The sequence below is a fragment of the Paenarthrobacter sp. NPDC018779 genome, from assembly GCF_044391085.1.
In the GTDB taxonomy this organism is placed as follows: domain Bacteria; phylum Actinomycetota; class Actinomycetes; order Actinomycetales; family Micrococcaceae; genus Arthrobacter.
This window is the reverse complement of the sequence record NZ_JBIRZS010000031.1, coordinates 1-16,058: the sequence shown is the minus strand read 5'-3', so window position 1 is coordinate 16,058 and position 16,058 is coordinate 1. Positions and strand designations below refer to the sequence as shown.

Genomic DNA, 16,058 nt, shown 5'->3' with positions numbered 1-16,058 from the left:
ATGCGCAACATTCTCCTGCTGCACTGCCACGACCTGGGCCGCTTCCTGGGCACCTACGGCGTTGGTACCGTCTCCACCCCGCATCTGGACGCCTTGGGCGCCGAATCAGCCGTCTTCGAGCAGGCCTTCTCCACAGCACCGCACTGCAGCCCGGCCCGTGCCTCCCTGTTCACCGGCACCTACCCCCAAAGCAACGGAGTCCTTGGCCTCACCCACGATCCTTTCGCTTGGGACCTCGAGGAACCCCGCTTTCACATTGCCAACCGCCTCAAGTCCGCGGGTTACCAGACCGAGCTGGTGGGTGTGCACCACGAATCACGCGTACTGCCCGATGACGAAGTCGCCACCAGGCTCGGGTTTGACCGCGCCAGGACGGGAGGCGCCCGCGACGTCGTCGTCAGCCGCGCGACTGATGCCCTCCGCAGAATGGCCGCCGACGACAGCCCGTTCTACCTCCAGGTCGGCTTCACCGAACCGCACCGCGTTCCGTCACCGCACGACCGTCCCGGCGTCATGGGCTTCCTGGCCGACGGCGTCACGCCCGACGCATCGCGCGGACACAACATCCCGCCGCATCTGCTGGACGATTCCGGTTCCCGCGAGGAGATCGCCGAGCTCCAAGGCGCCGTGAAGCACATGGACGAAGGCGTCGGCCGAATCCTCGCCGAACTCGACGCGCTGGGCCTCCGCGAGAACACCGTGGTGTTGTTCACCACCGATCACGGACTCGCGCTGCCACGCGCCAAATGCACCCTGTACGACGCCGGGCTGGAAGTTGCGCTGATGCTGCGCGTTCCGGGAAACACGGCTTGGACCGGGAGACGGATAGCGGACATCGTCAGCCATGTGGACGTGCTGCCGACGTTGCTGGACGTTTCCGGCCATCCCGCGCCGACGAACCTGCCCGGGACAAGCCTCCGCGCGGCAGTGGAACGTGGCGAACCCGTCCGCGAACACTGCTTCAGCCAGTTGACGTTCCACACCTATTACGACCCCAAAAGGTCAGTGCGGACCTCCACGCACAAGCTGATCGTCAACTTCTCCAACGCACCCCGCGCGATGGACCCCACACAGTCCTGGGTCCATCGCAGCCTCCCCGTGGATCTGGGCGGCCCCACCATCGGCACCAGCCCGGCCGTGGAACTGTATGACCTCGCGGCGGACCCCGCAGAACTGGACAACGTGGCAGAAGACCCCTTCCACGCTGACACCCTGCAGCAACTGTCCGCAGCGCTCTTCGCCTGGATGCAAGAAACCACCGATCCCCTCCTGGACCCCACGCCCACCCACGCCGCCCGCCACAGCACTGCCCTCAAGCACCTCCAAGACGCCAGCCTCACCGCCAGCAGAAAGTAAGCCGATCATGTTCACAAGAAAACTTCGCCGGCCCGCAGCCTTGGCTGTCGCCGTCGTAACAGCTGCCCTGGCCCTCACCGCCTGCGGCGGCCCGTCCCCATCGTCAAGCGACGCCGGACCTGCAACAGGGAAAGTCACCCTCTGGATGTACCCCGTCATCAAGGACGAAACGGCCAGCAAGAAGTTCTGGCAGGACACCGAAGCTGACTTTGAAAAGGCCAACCCGGGAATCGACCTGACCATCGAACTGCAGACGTTCGACAAGCGCGACGCCCAGATTTCAGCGGCGTTGGCCGCCGGCTCAGGACCCGACGTCGTGCTCATTACCCCCGACCAGGCCGCCACGTACCGGAACGTCCGCGGGCTGCTGCCAGTGGACGACGCCGTATCCAAAGACAAGGACTCCTTCTACCCGAACACGTTGGACGCCGCCACCTTTGACGGCCAACTGTTCGGCGTGCCGCTGTTCCAGAACATCAACACCACCGCCTACAACACCAAGATCTTCAAGGACGCCGGCCTGGAACTGCCCAAGACTTGGGACGACCTCCGGGCGGCGGCACCTGTGCTGGCCAAGCAGGGCGTTGCCGTGATGGATTATGCGGGCAGCCCTGAACAGACCCTGAACCTGTCCTTCTACCCGCTGCTGTGGCAGGCCGGCGGAAAAGTGTTCAGCGATGACGCCAAGGACGTTGCCTTCGACTCGCCGGAAGGAGAGTCGGCGCTGCAACTGCTGGTGGACCTCAAGAAGGCCGGTGGCCTGCCTATCGACGCGGCCACGGACGGCCCCAAGGTGGAGGGCGCTCCGATTGCCACCGGCAAGGCTGCCATGCGCGCCACCACCTCACTGCCTGAACTCAAGCAGATGCGGGCCGCCCTGGGAGCTGACAACGTTGCCCTCGGAGAACCCCTGACGGGCAAAGTCCAGGCAACCTACGGGAACCCCGGGCTCCTGGCGCTGACCTCCATCAACAAGAAGGAAAACCGGCAAGCCGCTTACACGGTGATGAACTACCTGAGCTCTGCCGCCTCGCAGAAGGCCCTCAATGCGGCCGCCGGCAATCTGCCCACCCGCGAGGACCCGGCCGTACTCGGTGAAGATGCCGACTCCAAAGCCATGGCAGCCGCGCTCAAGGCCGCGAACCCCGGCGAATCCTCACCGGTAGCCCGCCAGGTCATGGGCGCCCTCGCCCCGAACATCCAGGCCGCCCTCCGCGGCGACCTCACGCCCAAGGATGCCCTGGCCAAAGCCGCCACGGAAGCCCGCGGCATCATGCAGCGCGCTGCCCGCTGATCCGATCCAGCAGATAGGTTTCCCATGTCCGTCCAAGCCCAGCCCCGCTCCACCGCCCGCGCGGCCGCGCCACCGCCCGCCCCCCGGACGAGAGTCCGCAACCGGGAGGCCCTGGCTGGCATTCTCTTCGTTCTCCCTACCCTGGTGATCTTCGGGCTCTTCAAGTTCCTGCCAATTTTTGGGGCGGGGGCCATGAGCCTGACCCAGTACAACCTGAACGGTGATTTCGAATTCCTCGGCGCCGGGAACTACACGCGACTGGCTGCCGACCCAAACTTCTGGCAAAGCCTGCGCGTCACCTTCCTCTACGTGGTGATCTTCGTTCCGTTCATCATCGCCGTCTCCCTGGCCGGGGCCGTCCTACTGGACAAACTGGTCCGCTTCACTGGTACGTTCCGGGCACTCCTGTTCATCCCCTACCTCAGTTCCTTCGTGATGGCGGGCATCATCTGGACGTGGATCTTCTCTACGGACGGCCCCCTGAACGCAGCCCTCGGCGGGCTGGGTCTCGGTCCCGTGCCGTTCATCTCCGGCCCGCAACTTTTGGTGCTGCTGTCCCTAGCCGTGGTGTCCGTGTGGAAGGGCTTCGGCTACTCCATGCTGATCTTCCTCGCCGGACTCAAGGCCCAACCGGCCGAAGTCCACGAGGCCGCCCGGATCGACGGCGCAGGAGCCTGGAAGTCGTTCTGGTACGTGACCTTGCCGCTCCTGAAGCCCGTGGTGTTCTTCGTGCTGGTCATTGAGACGATCGTCGGCTTCCAGGTCTTCGACACCATCTACGTCATGACCGGCGGCGGACCTGCCCGGGCCAGCCACAGCCTCATTTACTTCCTATTCGACGAAGGCTTCAAATTCTTCGACTTCGGCTATGCCTCGGCCGTGGGGGTGGTGCTGTTCGTGATCGTGCTGGTGCTGTCCCTGGTCCAGCAACGCTTCTTTGAAGGAAAGGACTCCAAGTGACCGCTGTCATCTCCCCACCCGCCCCTCTGGGCTCCAAACGGCGCAGCACCCAGAAGCGCCGGCAACGGACCCTCACCTGGATCCTCGCGGTGATCTCCCTCTTCACCGTGGCACCCCTGCTCGCCGTCGTCGTCCTGGCGCTCTCCCCCGCCGATGCCCCCACCATTCCGTACGCTGCGCCGTCGTCGTTGACGTTCGAGAACATCGTCCGGATCTTCAACGTGGGCGAATTCCCGCTGTGGCTCTGGAACTCGTTCGTCTATTCCACAGTCTCCGTAGTTGTCGTCCTGCTCACCGCTTCCATGGCGGCCTATGCCTTGGCCCGCAAACGATTCCCGGGACGCAACGCACTCTTGTGGGCCATCATTGCCACCCTGATGGTTCCGGTGCAGGCCACGCTGATTCCCACATTCATCCTCGTCTCCAAGATGGGTGGCGTGAACACGCTCTGGGGCCTCATCCTGCCCACGCTGGCCAATGCACAGGCCATCTTCCTGATCCGGCAATTCGTGAAGGACATGCCCGAGGAACTCTTCGACGCCGCCCGCATCGACGGCGCCGGGGAGTGGCGGACCTTCTGGCAGATCGTGCTCCCGCTGATCCGTCCGGTGCTGGCAACCCTCGCCATCTTCGTGTTCCTGTGGCACTGGAACGACCTCCTGTGGCCACTCGTCGTAGGCCAATCGGACACCGCCCGCACCTTGACCGTGGGCCTGGCCACCCTCAACACGGAGACCGCGTCCACGTCCAACGTCATGGCCGCCACCTTGGTCAGTTTCATCCCCTGCCTGGTGATCTTCGCCCTCCTGCAAAAGCACATCGTCGCGAGCATCACCCACAGCGGAGTCAAGGGATGAGCACTGATTCTGCTGCGCCGATCCGGTTCGGCCTGATCGGCGTGGATTCGCCCCACGCGCCGTCGTTCACGCGCCTCTTCGGGAACGGGTTCGACGGCACGGTCCCCGGCGGCACGGTGACACACGCCTGGAAGGGGGTGCCGGCGTCGGACTTCCCGTTGAGCCGCGACCGCAACGACGACTTTGCCGCCCAAGTGGCCGCGCTTGGGGTTGCACTGTGCGATTCGCCGGAGGATGTGGCCCAGGCCTGCGATGCCCTGCTGATCGTGGCCTCGGACGCCCGCACCCACCCGGATTACTTCCGGCGCTTGGTGGAGTTCGGCAAGCCCGTGTACGTGGATACGCGCTTCGCTCCCACGCTCCCGGAAGCGCGGACCATGCTCGCCCTCGCGGACGCCTCGGGAACGTTGGTGCTGGCCGGATCACCCAAACGCTTCATACCCGAATTTCTTGCCGCTTCCGGCGGGCCTGTTCGCCGCGCGGTCCTCAACGGACCGCTGCCGACGCAGCCCGGGCATCCCGGGTTCTCTTGGTACGGCGTGCACTTGGTGGACCTGGCAGTGGCGGCTCTCGGGCCAGGGATCATCGCCGAAGGAGTAACTGTAGACGCCAGCACAGCCGGGAGCGCAACCATCCGCTGGGCCGACCACCGGGAAGCGGAATTGAGCGGCGAACCCGAATGGAGCCCTGTCACCTCAGGCCGTCTTGAGTCCGCGACCGGTGAAACGGCTTTTTCCATCGAAGCCGGACCGGCAATGCTGACTGGCCTCCTGGAAGGCATCGTCCATGCGGTCCGGACAGGGGAACCCAATGTCCCGCCCGCCGAAATCCTGGACATCGTTGCCTTGGTTGAAGCCCTCAACCGCAGTCTCGACACCAGTGCGCCCGTCTCCTTCCGTTCCAGCTGCCTGATGACGCTCCGACCCGAAGGAACACAGTGACTACTTCCATCCTGACCGGCACGCACACCATCCGTCTCGGCGTAGACATCGGTGGAACCAAGACCGAGGTTGTCGCCCTCGATGACAGCAACACCGTGCTGCGCTCCCTGCGGCGGCCCACCGGCTTTGGCAAGGAACAGGTTCTTGCCACGTTGTTTGGGCTCGTCAACGACGTCCTGGGAACCGAATCTCTGGACGAGCGTCGCGTGGCAAGCCTGGGCATCGGGATTCCCGGGACGGTGGACCCGGATTCGGGCACGGTCGCCAATGCGGTGAATGTAGGCCTGAAGGATCTGGACCTGGGGGCATTGGTGGGATCCGAACTTGGACTTCCCGTGTCCGTCGAGAACGACGTCAACGCTGCCGCCGTCGGCGCCCACCACCTCCTGGGCGGCGGTCCGAAATCCAGCGCCTACCTGAACCTCGGCACAGGGCTGGCGGCCGGATTCGTAAACGGTGGGATGCTGGTTCGTGGCGCGTCCGGCGCAGCTGGCGAAATCGGCCATTTGCCGCTCGGAACGGGTGACCCGGCGACCTGTCCGTGCGGACAGAACGGTTGCCTGGAGTTAGTGGCCTCGGGCTCCGGCCTGGCCCGCCAGTGGAGCGGCACCGGGCCTTGGCCCGCTGCCTCCCTGTTCCAAGCAGCGCTCGACGGCGATCGTCAAGCCCTTCAGGTCCAGCAGCGGTTCTTCGCGGGCGTGGCCACCGCGGTCCGGGTTCTCGGACTGACCTTTGATCCGGACGTGATCTATATCGGGGGCGGTTTGAACGCACTGGGCCAGCCATTGCTCAGTGGCGTCCGACAGGAACTTTCGCGGTCCAGCGCTTCCTCACCTTTCCTCACCGGGCTGGCACTTGGCCAGCGTGTCCAATTGGTCCCATCAAAGCTGCCTACCGGCTCGGTGGGTGCTGCAATCTGCGGCAACAACAACTAACTCAGGAGAGAATCCATGGCAGAAGTCATCATCGTCCGCGACCAGGAAGAGGCGGGAAGCGTAGCAGCGGCGTTGATTGTTTCCCAGCTTCAACGCAAGCCGGATTCCGTTCTCGGACTGGCCACGGGTTCGACGCCGCTATCCACATACGCCGCGTTGGCCCGCGTTGTTCGGGAGCTGGGACTGGACGTTTCACAGGTTCGTGGCTTCGCCCTGGATGAGTATCTCGGAGTGCCGCCCGAGCACCCGCAGAGCTACCGTTCCGTTATCACCGACGAGGTCGTGGAACCTCTAGGGCTGACGGCGTCGTTGGTCTCGACGCCGCGGGGTACGGGGCCGGACCTGGAGTTAGCCGGGGACGAGTACGAATCCGCCATTCTTGCCGCCGGCGGAATCGATATCCAGATCCTGGGCATCGGGACCAACGGCCATGTGGGTTTCAACGAACCAGGTTCCTCCCTGGCATCAACCACCCGGATCAAATCGTTGGCCGCACAAACACGAGCCGATAACGCCCGATTCTTCGACTCGCTTTCCGATGTCCCCACTCACTGCATCACACAAGGCCTGGGCACTATCCAGAGGTCGCGGCACGTTGTCCTCCTGGCCTTCGGGGCAGCCAAGGCACCTGCCATTGCGGCCGCGTTGGAGGGGCCTGTCTCCTCTTCGGTTCCCGGTTCCATCGTCCAGCTCCATCCGCGGGCCACTGTGATCGTGGACGAGGGCGCAGCCTCGCTGCTTGAGCACGCGGACTACCATAGGCTGGCTCGTGCAGGCGTGCGCGGACTCCGGTAATTTAGTCGAAGGCTCGGTTACCAGCAGAGGGAACCGGGCAAAGGGGGACAACAATGGGTCAAACAAGCACGTCAGCATGGAAATCGTTCTGGGAAAAAGGCGGCTGGTGGCGGGCTCTTGTACTCGCGGCGGCGTATTTTGCCCTGTACAACCTCGGATCGCTGCTCTTTTTGCCCGCCAGCCCATTCGTGGGAAGGGCTGGATGTGGATCGCACTTCTTGCGGTCCTGGCTTTCAACCTCCTCCGTTTCGCCACCATTGACTACAACGCTGTTGGGCTGGACGTTGTAGCCACCTGGCTTCTCGCCGGCCTGTTCATTGGCTTCGCGGAGGAGGTCCTGACACGCGGCTTTGTGGTGAAGCTGCTGCGCAAGGCCGGTAACCGCGAACTCGTGGTGGCGGTGGTTTCGGGGACGGTGTTTGCCGGACTGCATGCAGGAAACCTGCTCTCAGGGCAGTCAGTCTTCGCAACAGCCTTCCAACTGATCTACACCTTCGCGTTCGGCATCTGCATGTATCTGGCCTGCCGGCTGACGGGTCGACTGATTGTGCCCATCCTGCTGCACGCCAGCACCGATCCCAGCATCTTCCTCCTGACTGCACACCCCACCGAGGGCCCACTGACCGCGATTGCCGGGCTCGGGAACATCGTGGTGATTATCGTCGGGCTACTCTCCCTCTTCTTCATCCGTGGGCGGGCGGCAGTGCTGCAACCGGACACAGCTCTGGAAACCCAGCGATAGGGAACGAACCGTGGCTGAACCACCGGCCAGCCGCTACTGCAGCTGGGCAGGCCGCCGATTACCGACTGAGGCGGAGTGGGAGTACGCGGCACGCGGCGGATTGGAACAGAATCGCCACCCTTGGGGCAACGACCTTGTCGAAGACGGGCAGTCGCATCACTGCAACATCACCGCCGAGGACGGTTACCTCGGTGCGGCACCAGTTAAAAGTTTTCCGCCCAAATGGCTACGGCCTCTACGAGGTCAGCGGAAACGTGTGGGAATGGTGCTCTGACTCCCCAGGATGCGCAATGATGGGCCCTTAGTCTCCCTCAACCGGCCCGGACGACTCCCGCACTATCAGCTGCGGTGCCAGGTTCACGCGGCGCAGCGCCGGGGAAAGGGCACTCCCCTGCTTGCCGGCGAGGCGTTCCATGCACATGGTGACGGCGGCATAACCAACGTCCCGTTTTGGCGGCGCTATGGATGTCAACGGCACCGCGGCGAGGTCCGCCACCTCGTCGTCGTAGGCCACGATGGCGAAGTCCTGCGGAACCTCCATGCCGGACTCCTCAGCCAGGTGAATCAAGGTTATGGCTTCCTCGTCGGGGAGAACCAAAGCCGCAGTGGTCCCGGTGCTCCGGCAATCGGCAAGGAATTGTGAGAACTCCGCCTGGTTGTTGCCACCCACGGGACCCAGCCGTTCATACTCCATGACCGGGGCATCGGCCTCCAGCCCGAGCTTGGTCACCATCCTCGCGTGGCTCTCGCGGAGCCAAGGAGCGGTAGGGCTCGTAGCAATGGCCAGGCCGATCCGCCGGTGCCCCTGCGCGGCCAGGTGTTCTACGGCCAGTTCAGCACCGTATCCATGATCGGACATCACCGACTCGAACGCACGGCTTGACCGTTCCACCAGGACCACGGGAATCTTGAGGCCCGCCAGCAGCTCGAAGGTAGGCGACCCCGGCTCCAAGGGCCCGGCCGTAGCCAGGAGAATGCCGTCCACAGAGTTGGCCACCACCCGCTGGAGTTGCCGGTATTCGTCCTCCACCGAATAGTTGCTGACTCCCAGGATGAGCCTTGCATTCAGGGCCCGGGCTGCGGACTCGGCGCCCCGGATAACTTCCGGAAAGTAGTAGCCCGTCGTGGGAACTATCAGACCCAGCGTGGCCAGCGGTTGCCGGGACCTGCGGTAATCGACCTCGCCCGGACGCTCCGACTGATTCCTGACAGCCCCGCCGTGGACCCGACGCAGCAACCCCTGGGATGCCAGCTGGGTAAGGTCCCGGCGGATGGTCATGGTGGAAAGACCCGTCTTGGCAGCGAACTCGTTCACGGTCAACGTGCCGCGCAGTTCCAGTTCACGCAGGATCTTCTCGTGGCGTTCCCCGCTGAGCATGCCGACTCTCTTTCCGAATGACGCGTTGATAAATCAGGTGCAGTCCGAACAACCATGGAAGTTCAAACAAGCATAGGTGACCGAACGCACGCTTTGTGAGGCCCGCTCTGCGCCGCATCTTGCCCGCAATCCACGCAGAGCGGTCCCCGCAACTCCTACTTCCGTGGGTGGTCGTCGATCCGCACCAGGTTCCGGTCCCGCATTGTGTAGAGGTAACCGTCCTCATCATTGCTGATGTGAGAACCGCTGTACCAGCCGCCGTCGATATCCGTTACCACCGTAACCACCCCGAAAGTCTTGGGATCGAAGCGGAAGACGGTCGTGTCAGAGACGCCGTAAACCACGCCACGGTTGGTCACCAGCGCGGCGAAGCCGTAGCAGACGGCGGAGATGTCCGAGCGGTGCACCACGGTCCGCTTCGGCAGGTCAATCACAAACAATCCGCCCTTGCGCGTCACCCCGTACAGGTACTTCCCCTGTACAGCCAGGGCCGAGATACCCGCCCCGGCTCCGGCATCCAGCCGCCACAGTTCCTTGCCTGCAACGGGATCGAACGCCACCACGGTTCCGGCGCCATCGAGACCCGGATTTCCACCGCCCAGGTAGGCGATTCCGTCCCGGGACACCACGGCCCTGAGCAGTTGGACCTTGTCGATGGGGTTGACGAAGATTTTCTTCTTGCCGGTCCGGGGTTCATAGGTCCACAGCGAACCGCCGCCTTCCGTGTCCGCCTGGGCCGCCACAAGGACCAGCTTGTTGGCGCCATCCCAGCAAACGTCCAGTGGCCTGTTCTGTTCCTTGGGGAACCCGGCCACCTGGGAAATCGGCTTGCCGTCGCGCGGATCGTAGCTCCAGATGCCTTGACCGCTGTACTGGCCCGTGAAAAGGACCCCGTTCACCACTACGGCATCCTTGGCTTCACCCGGGGCAGTCATGTTGGTCACCTCGCCGGTCTTCAATGAACGCCGCGCAATGACGCCGTTGCCACCCACATACACGTAGCCCGCTCCCGCGGCGATGCCCATTACGGCCTGCGGATCCGACGGCGCCCCCGCCTCGCCGAGGTCAGTCGTCGTGGCGCTGCCGCTGACGGGGTCGATCTCCGCCACGAAGCCATAACCGGACGTCACCAGCAGTTTGCCGTCCCGCGCATCCACGCCCCAGATCTCACCCAGGGACGGGCCTTGGTACGGCAGGGTGGAGATCGCGTTGGTCCCGGGACTGTACGACAGGAGCCCTGTTTCATTGGCGAAGTAGACCTTCCCGCCCAACTCGGCGAAGTTCTTGGCAGTTTTTCCTTCGGATGTCGCCACCACATACGATGCCGGGTTGTCCACCGTGAGCGCCGCGATCTTGGTGTTTTCCACCCCGCCAGCCGAGCTGACGATCACCCGGTCTCCCACAATGCCCAAGTCGCGGATGCTCGGGTCCACCAGCATTTCCTTGGGGGTGACGTTCGTAAACGACTTCGCCGCACGGTCATAGGCGAACAGGCAGGCCCGGCTTGCGCCGCCACCGCCGTTGAGCGTGCTTCCCGCCCCGAAGAAAATGGTGGCATCCGTTGCTGCCACGGCCCGGGCAAGCGTAGCGCCGGGATCCGGGATGCCAAGGCTGGCAATCTGCCCGGTGGAGGGATCGTATTCCCAGAGCGCCGGAGCCGTCGGGCTGCCACCACCCACCGCGTAGACCCGCCCGTTCGGGGCGACGCTGATGTCACGGACATCGCGGTCGCCGATGTTGCCCAAGGCGGTGGCCTTGGTGGACAGGCGGGACAGGTCCCAGCGGAACAGGTTGGGCTTGGTCCCGGCATCCTTCTGCAGCACGCCGGCATACAGGTACCTGCCCGAGGCGTCGGCGGCGAGGGTCTGGATGGAATGACCGTTGCTGAGCTCTGTCTGACCGGTTACCTTGCCACTCGGAACGTGGAAAGCGATGATCCGGACCGGGTCCAGGTTCCGCGAACCGATGTAGAGCGTATCTCCCACCAGGAGTCCGCTCATGAGGGAAAACTGCACGACGGCGGGACCTAGGTCCAGTACTTCCGTCGCCTTTCCGCCGGGATTGTCTCGCGCGGCCGCCGACGCCGGGTGGCCGGCTGCCAGCCCCAGGACAGCGGCGAGCGACGCTGCTCCGCCGGCCTGGAGGACCAAGCGCCGGCTGATGTTCGAATTTTCCATGGGAACTCCCATTTCGTGAGGTTAGTGGATGGGGACGTGTCCATAAGTGCTAGCAGCCAGAGACGATGACCGTCCAGCATTTATGTTCGTTCAAACACAGATCGGCCTTGCCTGCCCACCGATTTGTCAATATTGCGCAAAAGAGCCGCACAGCTCGATGTTTGAAATTGTTTGAAATGTTGAAGTTGTTCGAACCAGCAGCTTTCATGGATTCACTGACAAGTGGCCCGAACCACATTCCCCTCTTCGCATCGCAAGTCTTCAAAGGAGAACACCATGAAGCGTCGCCAACTCTTCGCAGGAGTGGCAGGCCTCGCTGCCAGCACGCTCCTGCTCGCAGCCTGCGGCACGGGTCCTACCCCCGCAGCAGCACCAACCCCCACGGAGGACCCCAGCGGCTCCATCACCTTCTGGTCATCGCTCGCCGGGATGGACAAGGTGGCAGAGGCTTTCAACGCCAGCCAGGACAAAATCAAGGTCACCTTCGAGACCATCCCCAACGGTGCCAACGGTGGCTACGCCAAGCTCTCCACGGCCATCACTGCCGGCAATGGACCGGATGTCTCCACCATCGAGTACCCCCAGTTGCCGCAGTTCGTCAGCAACGGCCAGGTGGTTCCCTTGGACGGACTGATCGACGCGACCGCAACCGTTGACAAGCTGACGGACGAGACCAAAGCGCTGGTGCAGTTCGGCGACAAGATCTTTGGGCTGCCCTATGACGCAGCCCCCATGATCATGTGGTACCGGAAGGACATGCTGGCGAAGGCCGGCGTCGAGGTTCCCAAAACCTGGGACGAGTTCGAAGAGGCGGGCAAGAAGCTCAAGGCTGCCCAGCCGGGTGCCTACCTGGCCAGCTTCAACCCCAATGAGGTAGCTGCCAGCGCAGGGCTGGCGTGGCAGGCAGGCGCCAAGTGGTTCGGTACCGAAGGCGACAGCTGGAAGGTCGGCATCAATGACGAGGCCACCCAGAAAGTAGCCACCTATTGGCAGAAACTGATCGACGAAAAGATCGTCAAGGTCAGCCAGGCCTACAGCGACGAGTGGAGCCTCGATCTTGCCAACGGAACAGTGGTGGGCGTCGTAGGAGCCAACTGGAGCGCCACCGGCATCCAGAAGCGCACGGAAGCCAGCGGCCAGAAGGGCCAGTGGATCGCCGCCGAACTCCCCAACTGGGGTTCAGAGGCCGGCGCGTTCTACGGCGGTTCCAGCTTCAACGTGACCAAGAACAGCAAGAACCCGGCAGCGGCAGCAAAGTTCGTCGAATTCCTCACCACCAACCCTGACGCCATCAGGGCCCGCGGGAATACAGGCTCCGCGTTCCTGGCATTCCCCGGGCTCACTCCCGTTGCGCAAAAGGCTTACGACGCGAGCTACTTCGGAAACGACATCTATGAAGTCTTCAGCAAGGCCTACGGCACCATCACTCCGGGCTGGCAATGGGGACCCAACTGGGATTCCACGAACACCGCCCTCAAGGACGCCTACGGCAAATTGACCACGGGCGGCACCATCCATGAAGCGGTGGACACCGCCCAACAATCAACTGCAAACGGCCTCAAGCAATCGGGCCTATCCATTACCGAGTAGCCAAACCGCCGGGAGCTTCCCATAAAGAAGCTCCCGGCCAGCTAGGAGTATCCATGGCCACATTGGCCCCCACCACGCGCCGCCGAGGCCGCGCACTGGCAGGAACCGGCGGTCCCACAGCTGCGCTCTTCCTGGTCCCGTTCTTTGCAGTCTTCGCACTCGCCATGATCGCGCCCGTGATCTACTCGCTGGTGTTGAGCTTCCACGCCCAGCAGAAGTCAGGGCTCGGGTTCAGCGAACCCAAGACCGTCTTTGTTGGACTGGAGAATTACCTACAGGTTTTCCAGTCCGGGACCTTCCTGGAAGGCATCGGCCGACTCGCCCTGTACTGCCTGATCTATATCCCCTGCATGGTGGGCGGTGCCGTGGTGTTCTCCTTGCTGCTGGACGCGACCGTCGCCAAAGCCCGCAGGCTGTTCCAACTACTGGTCTTCCTCCCCCACGCTGTTCCGGGCGTTATCGCCGCCCTGATCTGGGCCTACCTCTACACGCCCGGCATCAGCCCCCTGGTCCAGGTGCTGCAGGGCGGAGGTATCCAGCTGAACTTCCTCGATGCGCACTTGGTGTTGCCTTCCATCGTCAACATCGGCGTGTGGGAGTGGACGGGCTACAACGTGATCATCCTTTTCACTGCGCTTCAGGCGGTCCCGCGGGAAATCCTGGAAGCAGCCCGCGTAGACGGCGCCGGCGAGATCCGGGCCGCCGTCAGCATCAAGTTCCCCCTGATCCTGCCCGCGCTGAGCGTGATCATGCTCTTCACCATCATCGGCACCCTGCAGCTCTTCACGGAACCATCCATCATTTCCAAGGCCACGGCGTCGGTCACCAGCACGTGGGTTCCCAATCTGTGGGCCTACGATGCCGCCTTCATCCGGCACAACCTCAACCAGGCCGCAGCTGCATCGATCATCATCGCAGCCCTCGCCGCGGTCCTTTCCCTGACCGTCACCCGCATCAGTTCGAGGATGAACAAGTCATGAGTACCACCACCCTCACCCGTCCCCGGGGTACGGCACAGCAGCCGACCCCAAAGACCGGCCACCGCAAGCCACGCAACAATGGCTTCGCCAGCAAGCTCACCGTCAACGGCCTGCTGATCCTGGGCTCCGCCTACATGGTGGTTCCGGTCCTCTGGCTGGTCTTCGCGTCCACCAAAAACGCCGCGGACCTCTACGGCACCAGCGCCTACGCTTTCGGAAACTTCTCCCTGTTCGACAACATCGCAGCGGTGGCCCGGCAGGACAACGGGCTCTTCTTCCGCTGGTTGGCCAACTCGGTCATGTACGCAGGCGTTGGCGCAGTCCTCGGCGGACTGATTTCGGTCATGGCCGGCTACGCATTCGACAAATTCCAGTTCCGCGGAAAGAACTCCTTGTTCGGCTTCGTCCTGGTGGGTGTGCTCATTCCCAACACGGCCACCGTCCTGCCCATGTATCTCCTCGCTTCGGTCTTCGGAATCACCAACACCGTGTGGGCCATCCTCATCCCCGTGCTCTGCAACCCCTTCGGCGTGTACCTGGCCCGCGTGTACTCGGAGGCCTACGTTCCAGGTGAGACGTTGGAAGCGGCCCGCATGGATGGTGCCGGACCCATTCGGAGCTTCTTCTCCCTGGGCCTACCCATGATGATGCCCGGCTACATCACCATCGCCCTGTTCCAGTTCGTGGGCGTGTGGAACAACTTCATGCTCCCGCTGGTCATGTTGCAGGACCAGAAGCTGCTCCCCGTGAGCGTCGGTATCTCCATCTGGCAGGGCTACTCCGTCCCGCAGCCGGAATTCACCCCCATGGTCATCACGGGGTCACTGCTGTCAATCATTCCGTTGCTCGTGGCTTTCATCCTCCTGCAGCGCTTCTGGAAGTCCGGCCTCACCGCAGGGAGCGTCAAGTGAACCACACCCCGTTGAACGTCGCCCTGGCCATGGGAACCGGCGTAGCGCCGCGCATCTTCCCGCCCCAAAGGTTGGCCCAACTCGCTCCCGAGTTGCTGCTCCTCAACCATGAGCCAATGGAGGACTTCACCAGTCCACGCTCGCAAAACATCCTCGCCAACACGGACATCCTCATCACCGGATGGAACTGCCGCACCATCGACCAAGCAGTGCTGGATGCCGCACCGCGGCTCCGCTACATCCTGCACGCCGGAGGGACGGTCAAGCACCACGTGACGGACGCCTGCTGGGACCGCGGCATCCAGGTCAGCACCGCCGCGGAGGTCAATGCCATCCCCGTGGCGGAATACACGGTGGCCATGATCCTGCTGGCCAACAAACGCATCCTCCAAGTGGCACGGAAGCTGCACACGGACAAGGCTGCCGTGGAGCCGGACCAGGTGTTCCCGGACATGGGCAACTACGGCAAACGCATTGGCATCATCGGCGCGTCCAAGATCGGCCGCCACGTCATCAGGCTGCTGGCCGCTTACGACCTCGATGTGGTTGTCTCCGACCCCTACCTGGACGATGCCGCGGCAGCCGCGCTCGGCGTCGAACGCATCAGCCTGGAAGAGCTGGTGGCGAGCTCCGACGTCGTCAGCCTCCACGCGCCGTCGTTGGCGTCCACGGAGAACCTTATGCATGCCGGGCTGATCGGCACCCTTCGCCCACAGGCTACCTTCATCAACACCTCCCGCGGCGAGCTGGTGGATCAGGACGCGCTCCTGGCCCGCGTCCAGCAAGGTGACCTCTACGCCGTCCTGGACGTGACCACTCCGTGGGTGCTGCCGCCGGAATCCGCGTTCTACACGCACCCCAATGTGCTCCTCACTCCGCATCTGGCCGGCTCGTTGGGGACCGAACTCCAGCGGATGGCCGCGAGCACCATCGACGAGGCACTGCGGATCGCCCGCGGCAAGCCACTCCTCCATGCCTTGCACGCGAAGGATCTGGCCATCACGGCCTGAGTCCAGCGGAGACAGCAACCGGTCCGGCGCAGACTTGGGGGCCTGTTGCCTCATTGCAATACCTCCGGGAAGACTGATTCGTTGCCTCATTGAAAAAGCTCCGGGAGGTTAGTACTTCCAGGCCCTGTTGAC

At 63.5% G+C, this 16,058-nt stretch carries 14 protein-coding genes and 1 pseudogene; 13 read left to right on the top strand and 2 right to left on the bottom strand.

All coding sequences use genetic code 11. The features are described 5' to 3' along the window. The 9 genes and pseudogenes from ACH488_RS20505 to ACH488_RS20465 all read left to right on the top strand — a co-directional run. Positions 1 to 1,356, top strand: a complete 1,356-nt coding sequence (locus tag ACH488_RS20505) for a sulfatase (protein ID WP_397326420.1) — start codon at positions 1 to 3, stop codon at positions 1,354 to 1,356. A 7-nt stretch (positions 1,357 to 1,363) separates the two neighbouring features. After that, positions 1,364 to 2,650: an extracellular solute-binding protein gene (locus ACH488_RS20500; RefSeq protein WP_397326419.1), complete on the top strand. Its 1,287-nt coding sequence runs from the start codon at positions 1,364 to 1,366 to the stop codon at positions 2,648 to 2,650. A 192-nt stretch (positions 2,651 to 2,842) separates the two neighbouring features. Beyond that, a complete protein-coding gene (locus ACH488_RS20495) occupies positions 2,843 to 3,610 on the top strand; it encodes a carbohydrate ABC transporter permease (RefSeq protein WP_397326418.1) in 768 nt (255 codons plus the stop codon). After that, entirely contained in the window at positions 3,607 to 4,467 is an 861-nt protein-coding gene (locus ACH488_RS20490; protein ID WP_397326417.1) for a carbohydrate ABC transporter permease, read from the top strand. The genes ACH488_RS20495 and ACH488_RS20490 overlap by 4 nt, the downstream gene beginning before the upstream one ends. Beyond that, complete coding sequence (locus ACH488_RS20485) at positions 4,464 to 5,408, top strand: Gfo/Idh/MocA family protein (RefSeq protein WP_397326416.1); 945 nt, start codon at positions 4,464 to 4,466, stop codon at positions 5,406 to 5,408. Before ACH488_RS20490 ends, ACH488_RS20485 begins: the two co-directional genes overlap by 4 nt. Beyond that, positions 5,405 to 6,343, top strand: coding sequence for an ROK family protein (locus tag ACH488_RS20480; RefSeq protein WP_397326415.1), 939 nt, complete (start codon positions 5,405 to 5,407; stop codon positions 6,341 to 6,343). Before ACH488_RS20485 ends, ACH488_RS20480 begins: the two co-directional genes overlap by 4 nt. A 15-nt stretch (positions 6,344 to 6,358) precedes the next feature. Then, complete coding sequence (locus tag ACH488_RS20475) at positions 6,359 to 7,138, top strand: glucosamine-6-phosphate deaminase (protein ID WP_397326414.1); 780 nt, start codon at positions 6,359 to 6,361, stop codon at positions 7,136 to 7,138. Between the two features lie 202 nt (positions 7,139 to 7,340). Continuing rightward, a complete protein-coding gene (locus tag ACH488_RS20470; protein WP_397326413.1) occupies positions 7,341 to 7,880 on the top strand; it encodes a lysostaphin resistance A-like protein in 540 nt (179 codons plus the stop codon). A gap of 10 nt (positions 7,881 to 7,890) precedes the next feature. Beyond that, positions 7,891 to 8,155, top strand: a pseudogene (locus ACH488_RS20465) (formylglycine-generating enzyme family protein); the annotation flags it as partial. A gap of 26 nt (positions 8,156 to 8,181) precedes the next feature. Here ACH488_RS20465 and ACH488_RS20460 read toward each other — a convergent pair. Further along, positions 8,182 to 9,258, bottom strand: coding sequence for a LacI family DNA-binding transcriptional regulator (locus ACH488_RS20460; RefSeq protein WP_397326412.1), 1,077 nt, complete (start codon positions 9,256 to 9,258; stop codon positions 8,182 to 8,184). 155 nt (positions 9,259 to 9,413) lie between these two features. Continuing rightward, a complete protein-coding gene (locus ACH488_RS20455; protein WP_397326411.1) occupies positions 9,414 to 11,435 on the bottom strand; it encodes a PQQ-binding-like beta-propeller repeat protein in 2,022 nt (673 codons plus the stop codon). A 276-nt stretch (positions 11,436 to 11,711) separates the two neighbouring features. Here ACH488_RS20455 and ACH488_RS20450 point away from each other — a divergent pair, with 276 nt between their 5' ends. The 4 genes from ACH488_RS20450 to ACH488_RS20435 are packed head-to-tail and all read left to right on the top strand — an operon-like array spanning position 11,712 to position 15,926. Further along, entirely contained in the window at positions 11,712 to 13,025 is a 1,314-nt protein-coding gene (locus ACH488_RS20450) for an ABC transporter substrate-binding protein (RefSeq protein ID WP_397326410.1), read from the top strand. Between the two features lie 53 nt (positions 13,026 to 13,078). Further along, positions 13,079 to 14,005 carry a carbohydrate ABC transporter permease gene (locus ACH488_RS20445; RefSeq protein ID WP_397326409.1) on the top strand — a complete coding sequence of 309 codons (927 nt, stop codon included), beginning with the start codon at positions 13,079 to 13,081 and terminating at the stop codon, positions 14,003 to 14,005. Next, positions 14,002 to 14,916, top strand: coding sequence for a carbohydrate ABC transporter permease (locus ACH488_RS20440; RefSeq protein ID WP_397326408.1), 915 nt, complete (start codon positions 14,002 to 14,004; stop codon positions 14,914 to 14,916). The genes ACH488_RS20445 and ACH488_RS20440 overlap by 4 nt, the downstream gene beginning before the upstream one ends. Further along, complete coding sequence (locus ACH488_RS20435; RefSeq protein ID WP_397326407.1) at positions 14,913 to 15,926, top strand: hydroxyacid dehydrogenase; 1,014 nt, start codon at positions 14,913 to 14,915, stop codon at positions 15,924 to 15,926. Before ACH488_RS20440 ends, ACH488_RS20435 begins: the two co-directional genes overlap by 4 nt. Positions 15,927 to 16,058 lie beyond the last annotated feature (132 nt).

Excerpts from the sequence above, each read along its gene's own strand:
- ACH488_RS20505 (WP_397326420.1), top strand. The coding sequence starts at position 1 with ATGCGCAACATTCTCCTGCTGCACTGCCACGACCTGGGCCGCTTCCTG.
- ACH488_RS20500 (WP_397326419.1), top strand. The coding sequence starts at position 1,364 with ATGTTCACAAGAAAACTTCGCCGGCCCGCAGCCTTGGCTGTCGCCGTC.
- ACH488_RS20495 (WP_397326418.1), top strand. The coding sequence starts at position 2,843 with ATGAGCCTGACCCAGTACAACCTGAACGGTGATTTCGAATTCCTCGGC.
- ACH488_RS20485 (WP_397326416.1), top strand. The coding sequence starts at position 4,464 with ATGAGCACTGATTCTGCTGCGCCGATCCGGTTCGGCCTGATCGGCGTG.
- ACH488_RS20475 (WP_397326414.1), top strand. The coding sequence starts at position 6,359 with ATGGCAGAAGTCATCATCGTCCGCGACCAGGAAGAGGCGGGAAGCGTA.
- ACH488_RS20470 (WP_397326413.1), top strand. The coding sequence starts at position 7,341 with ATGTGGATCGCACTTCTTGCGGTCCTGGCTTTCAACCTCCTCCGTTTC.
- ACH488_RS20460 (WP_397326412.1), bottom strand. The coding sequence starts at position 9,258 with ATGCTCAGCGGGGAACGCCACGAGAAGATCCTGCGTGAACTGGAACTG.
- ACH488_RS20455 (WP_397326411.1), bottom strand. The coding sequence starts at position 11,435 with ATGGAAAATTCGAACATCAGCCGGCGCTTGGTCCTCCAGGCCGGCGGA.
- ACH488_RS20450 (WP_397326410.1), top strand. The coding sequence starts at position 11,712 with ATGAAGCGTCGCCAACTCTTCGCAGGAGTGGCAGGCCTCGCTGCCAGC.
- ACH488_RS20445 (WP_397326409.1), top strand. The coding sequence starts at position 13,079 with ATGGCCACATTGGCCCCCACCACGCGCCGCCGAGGCCGCGCACTGGCA.
- ACH488_RS20440 (WP_397326408.1), top strand. The coding sequence starts at position 14,002 with ATGAGTACCACCACCCTCACCCGTCCCCGGGGTACGGCACAGCAGCCG.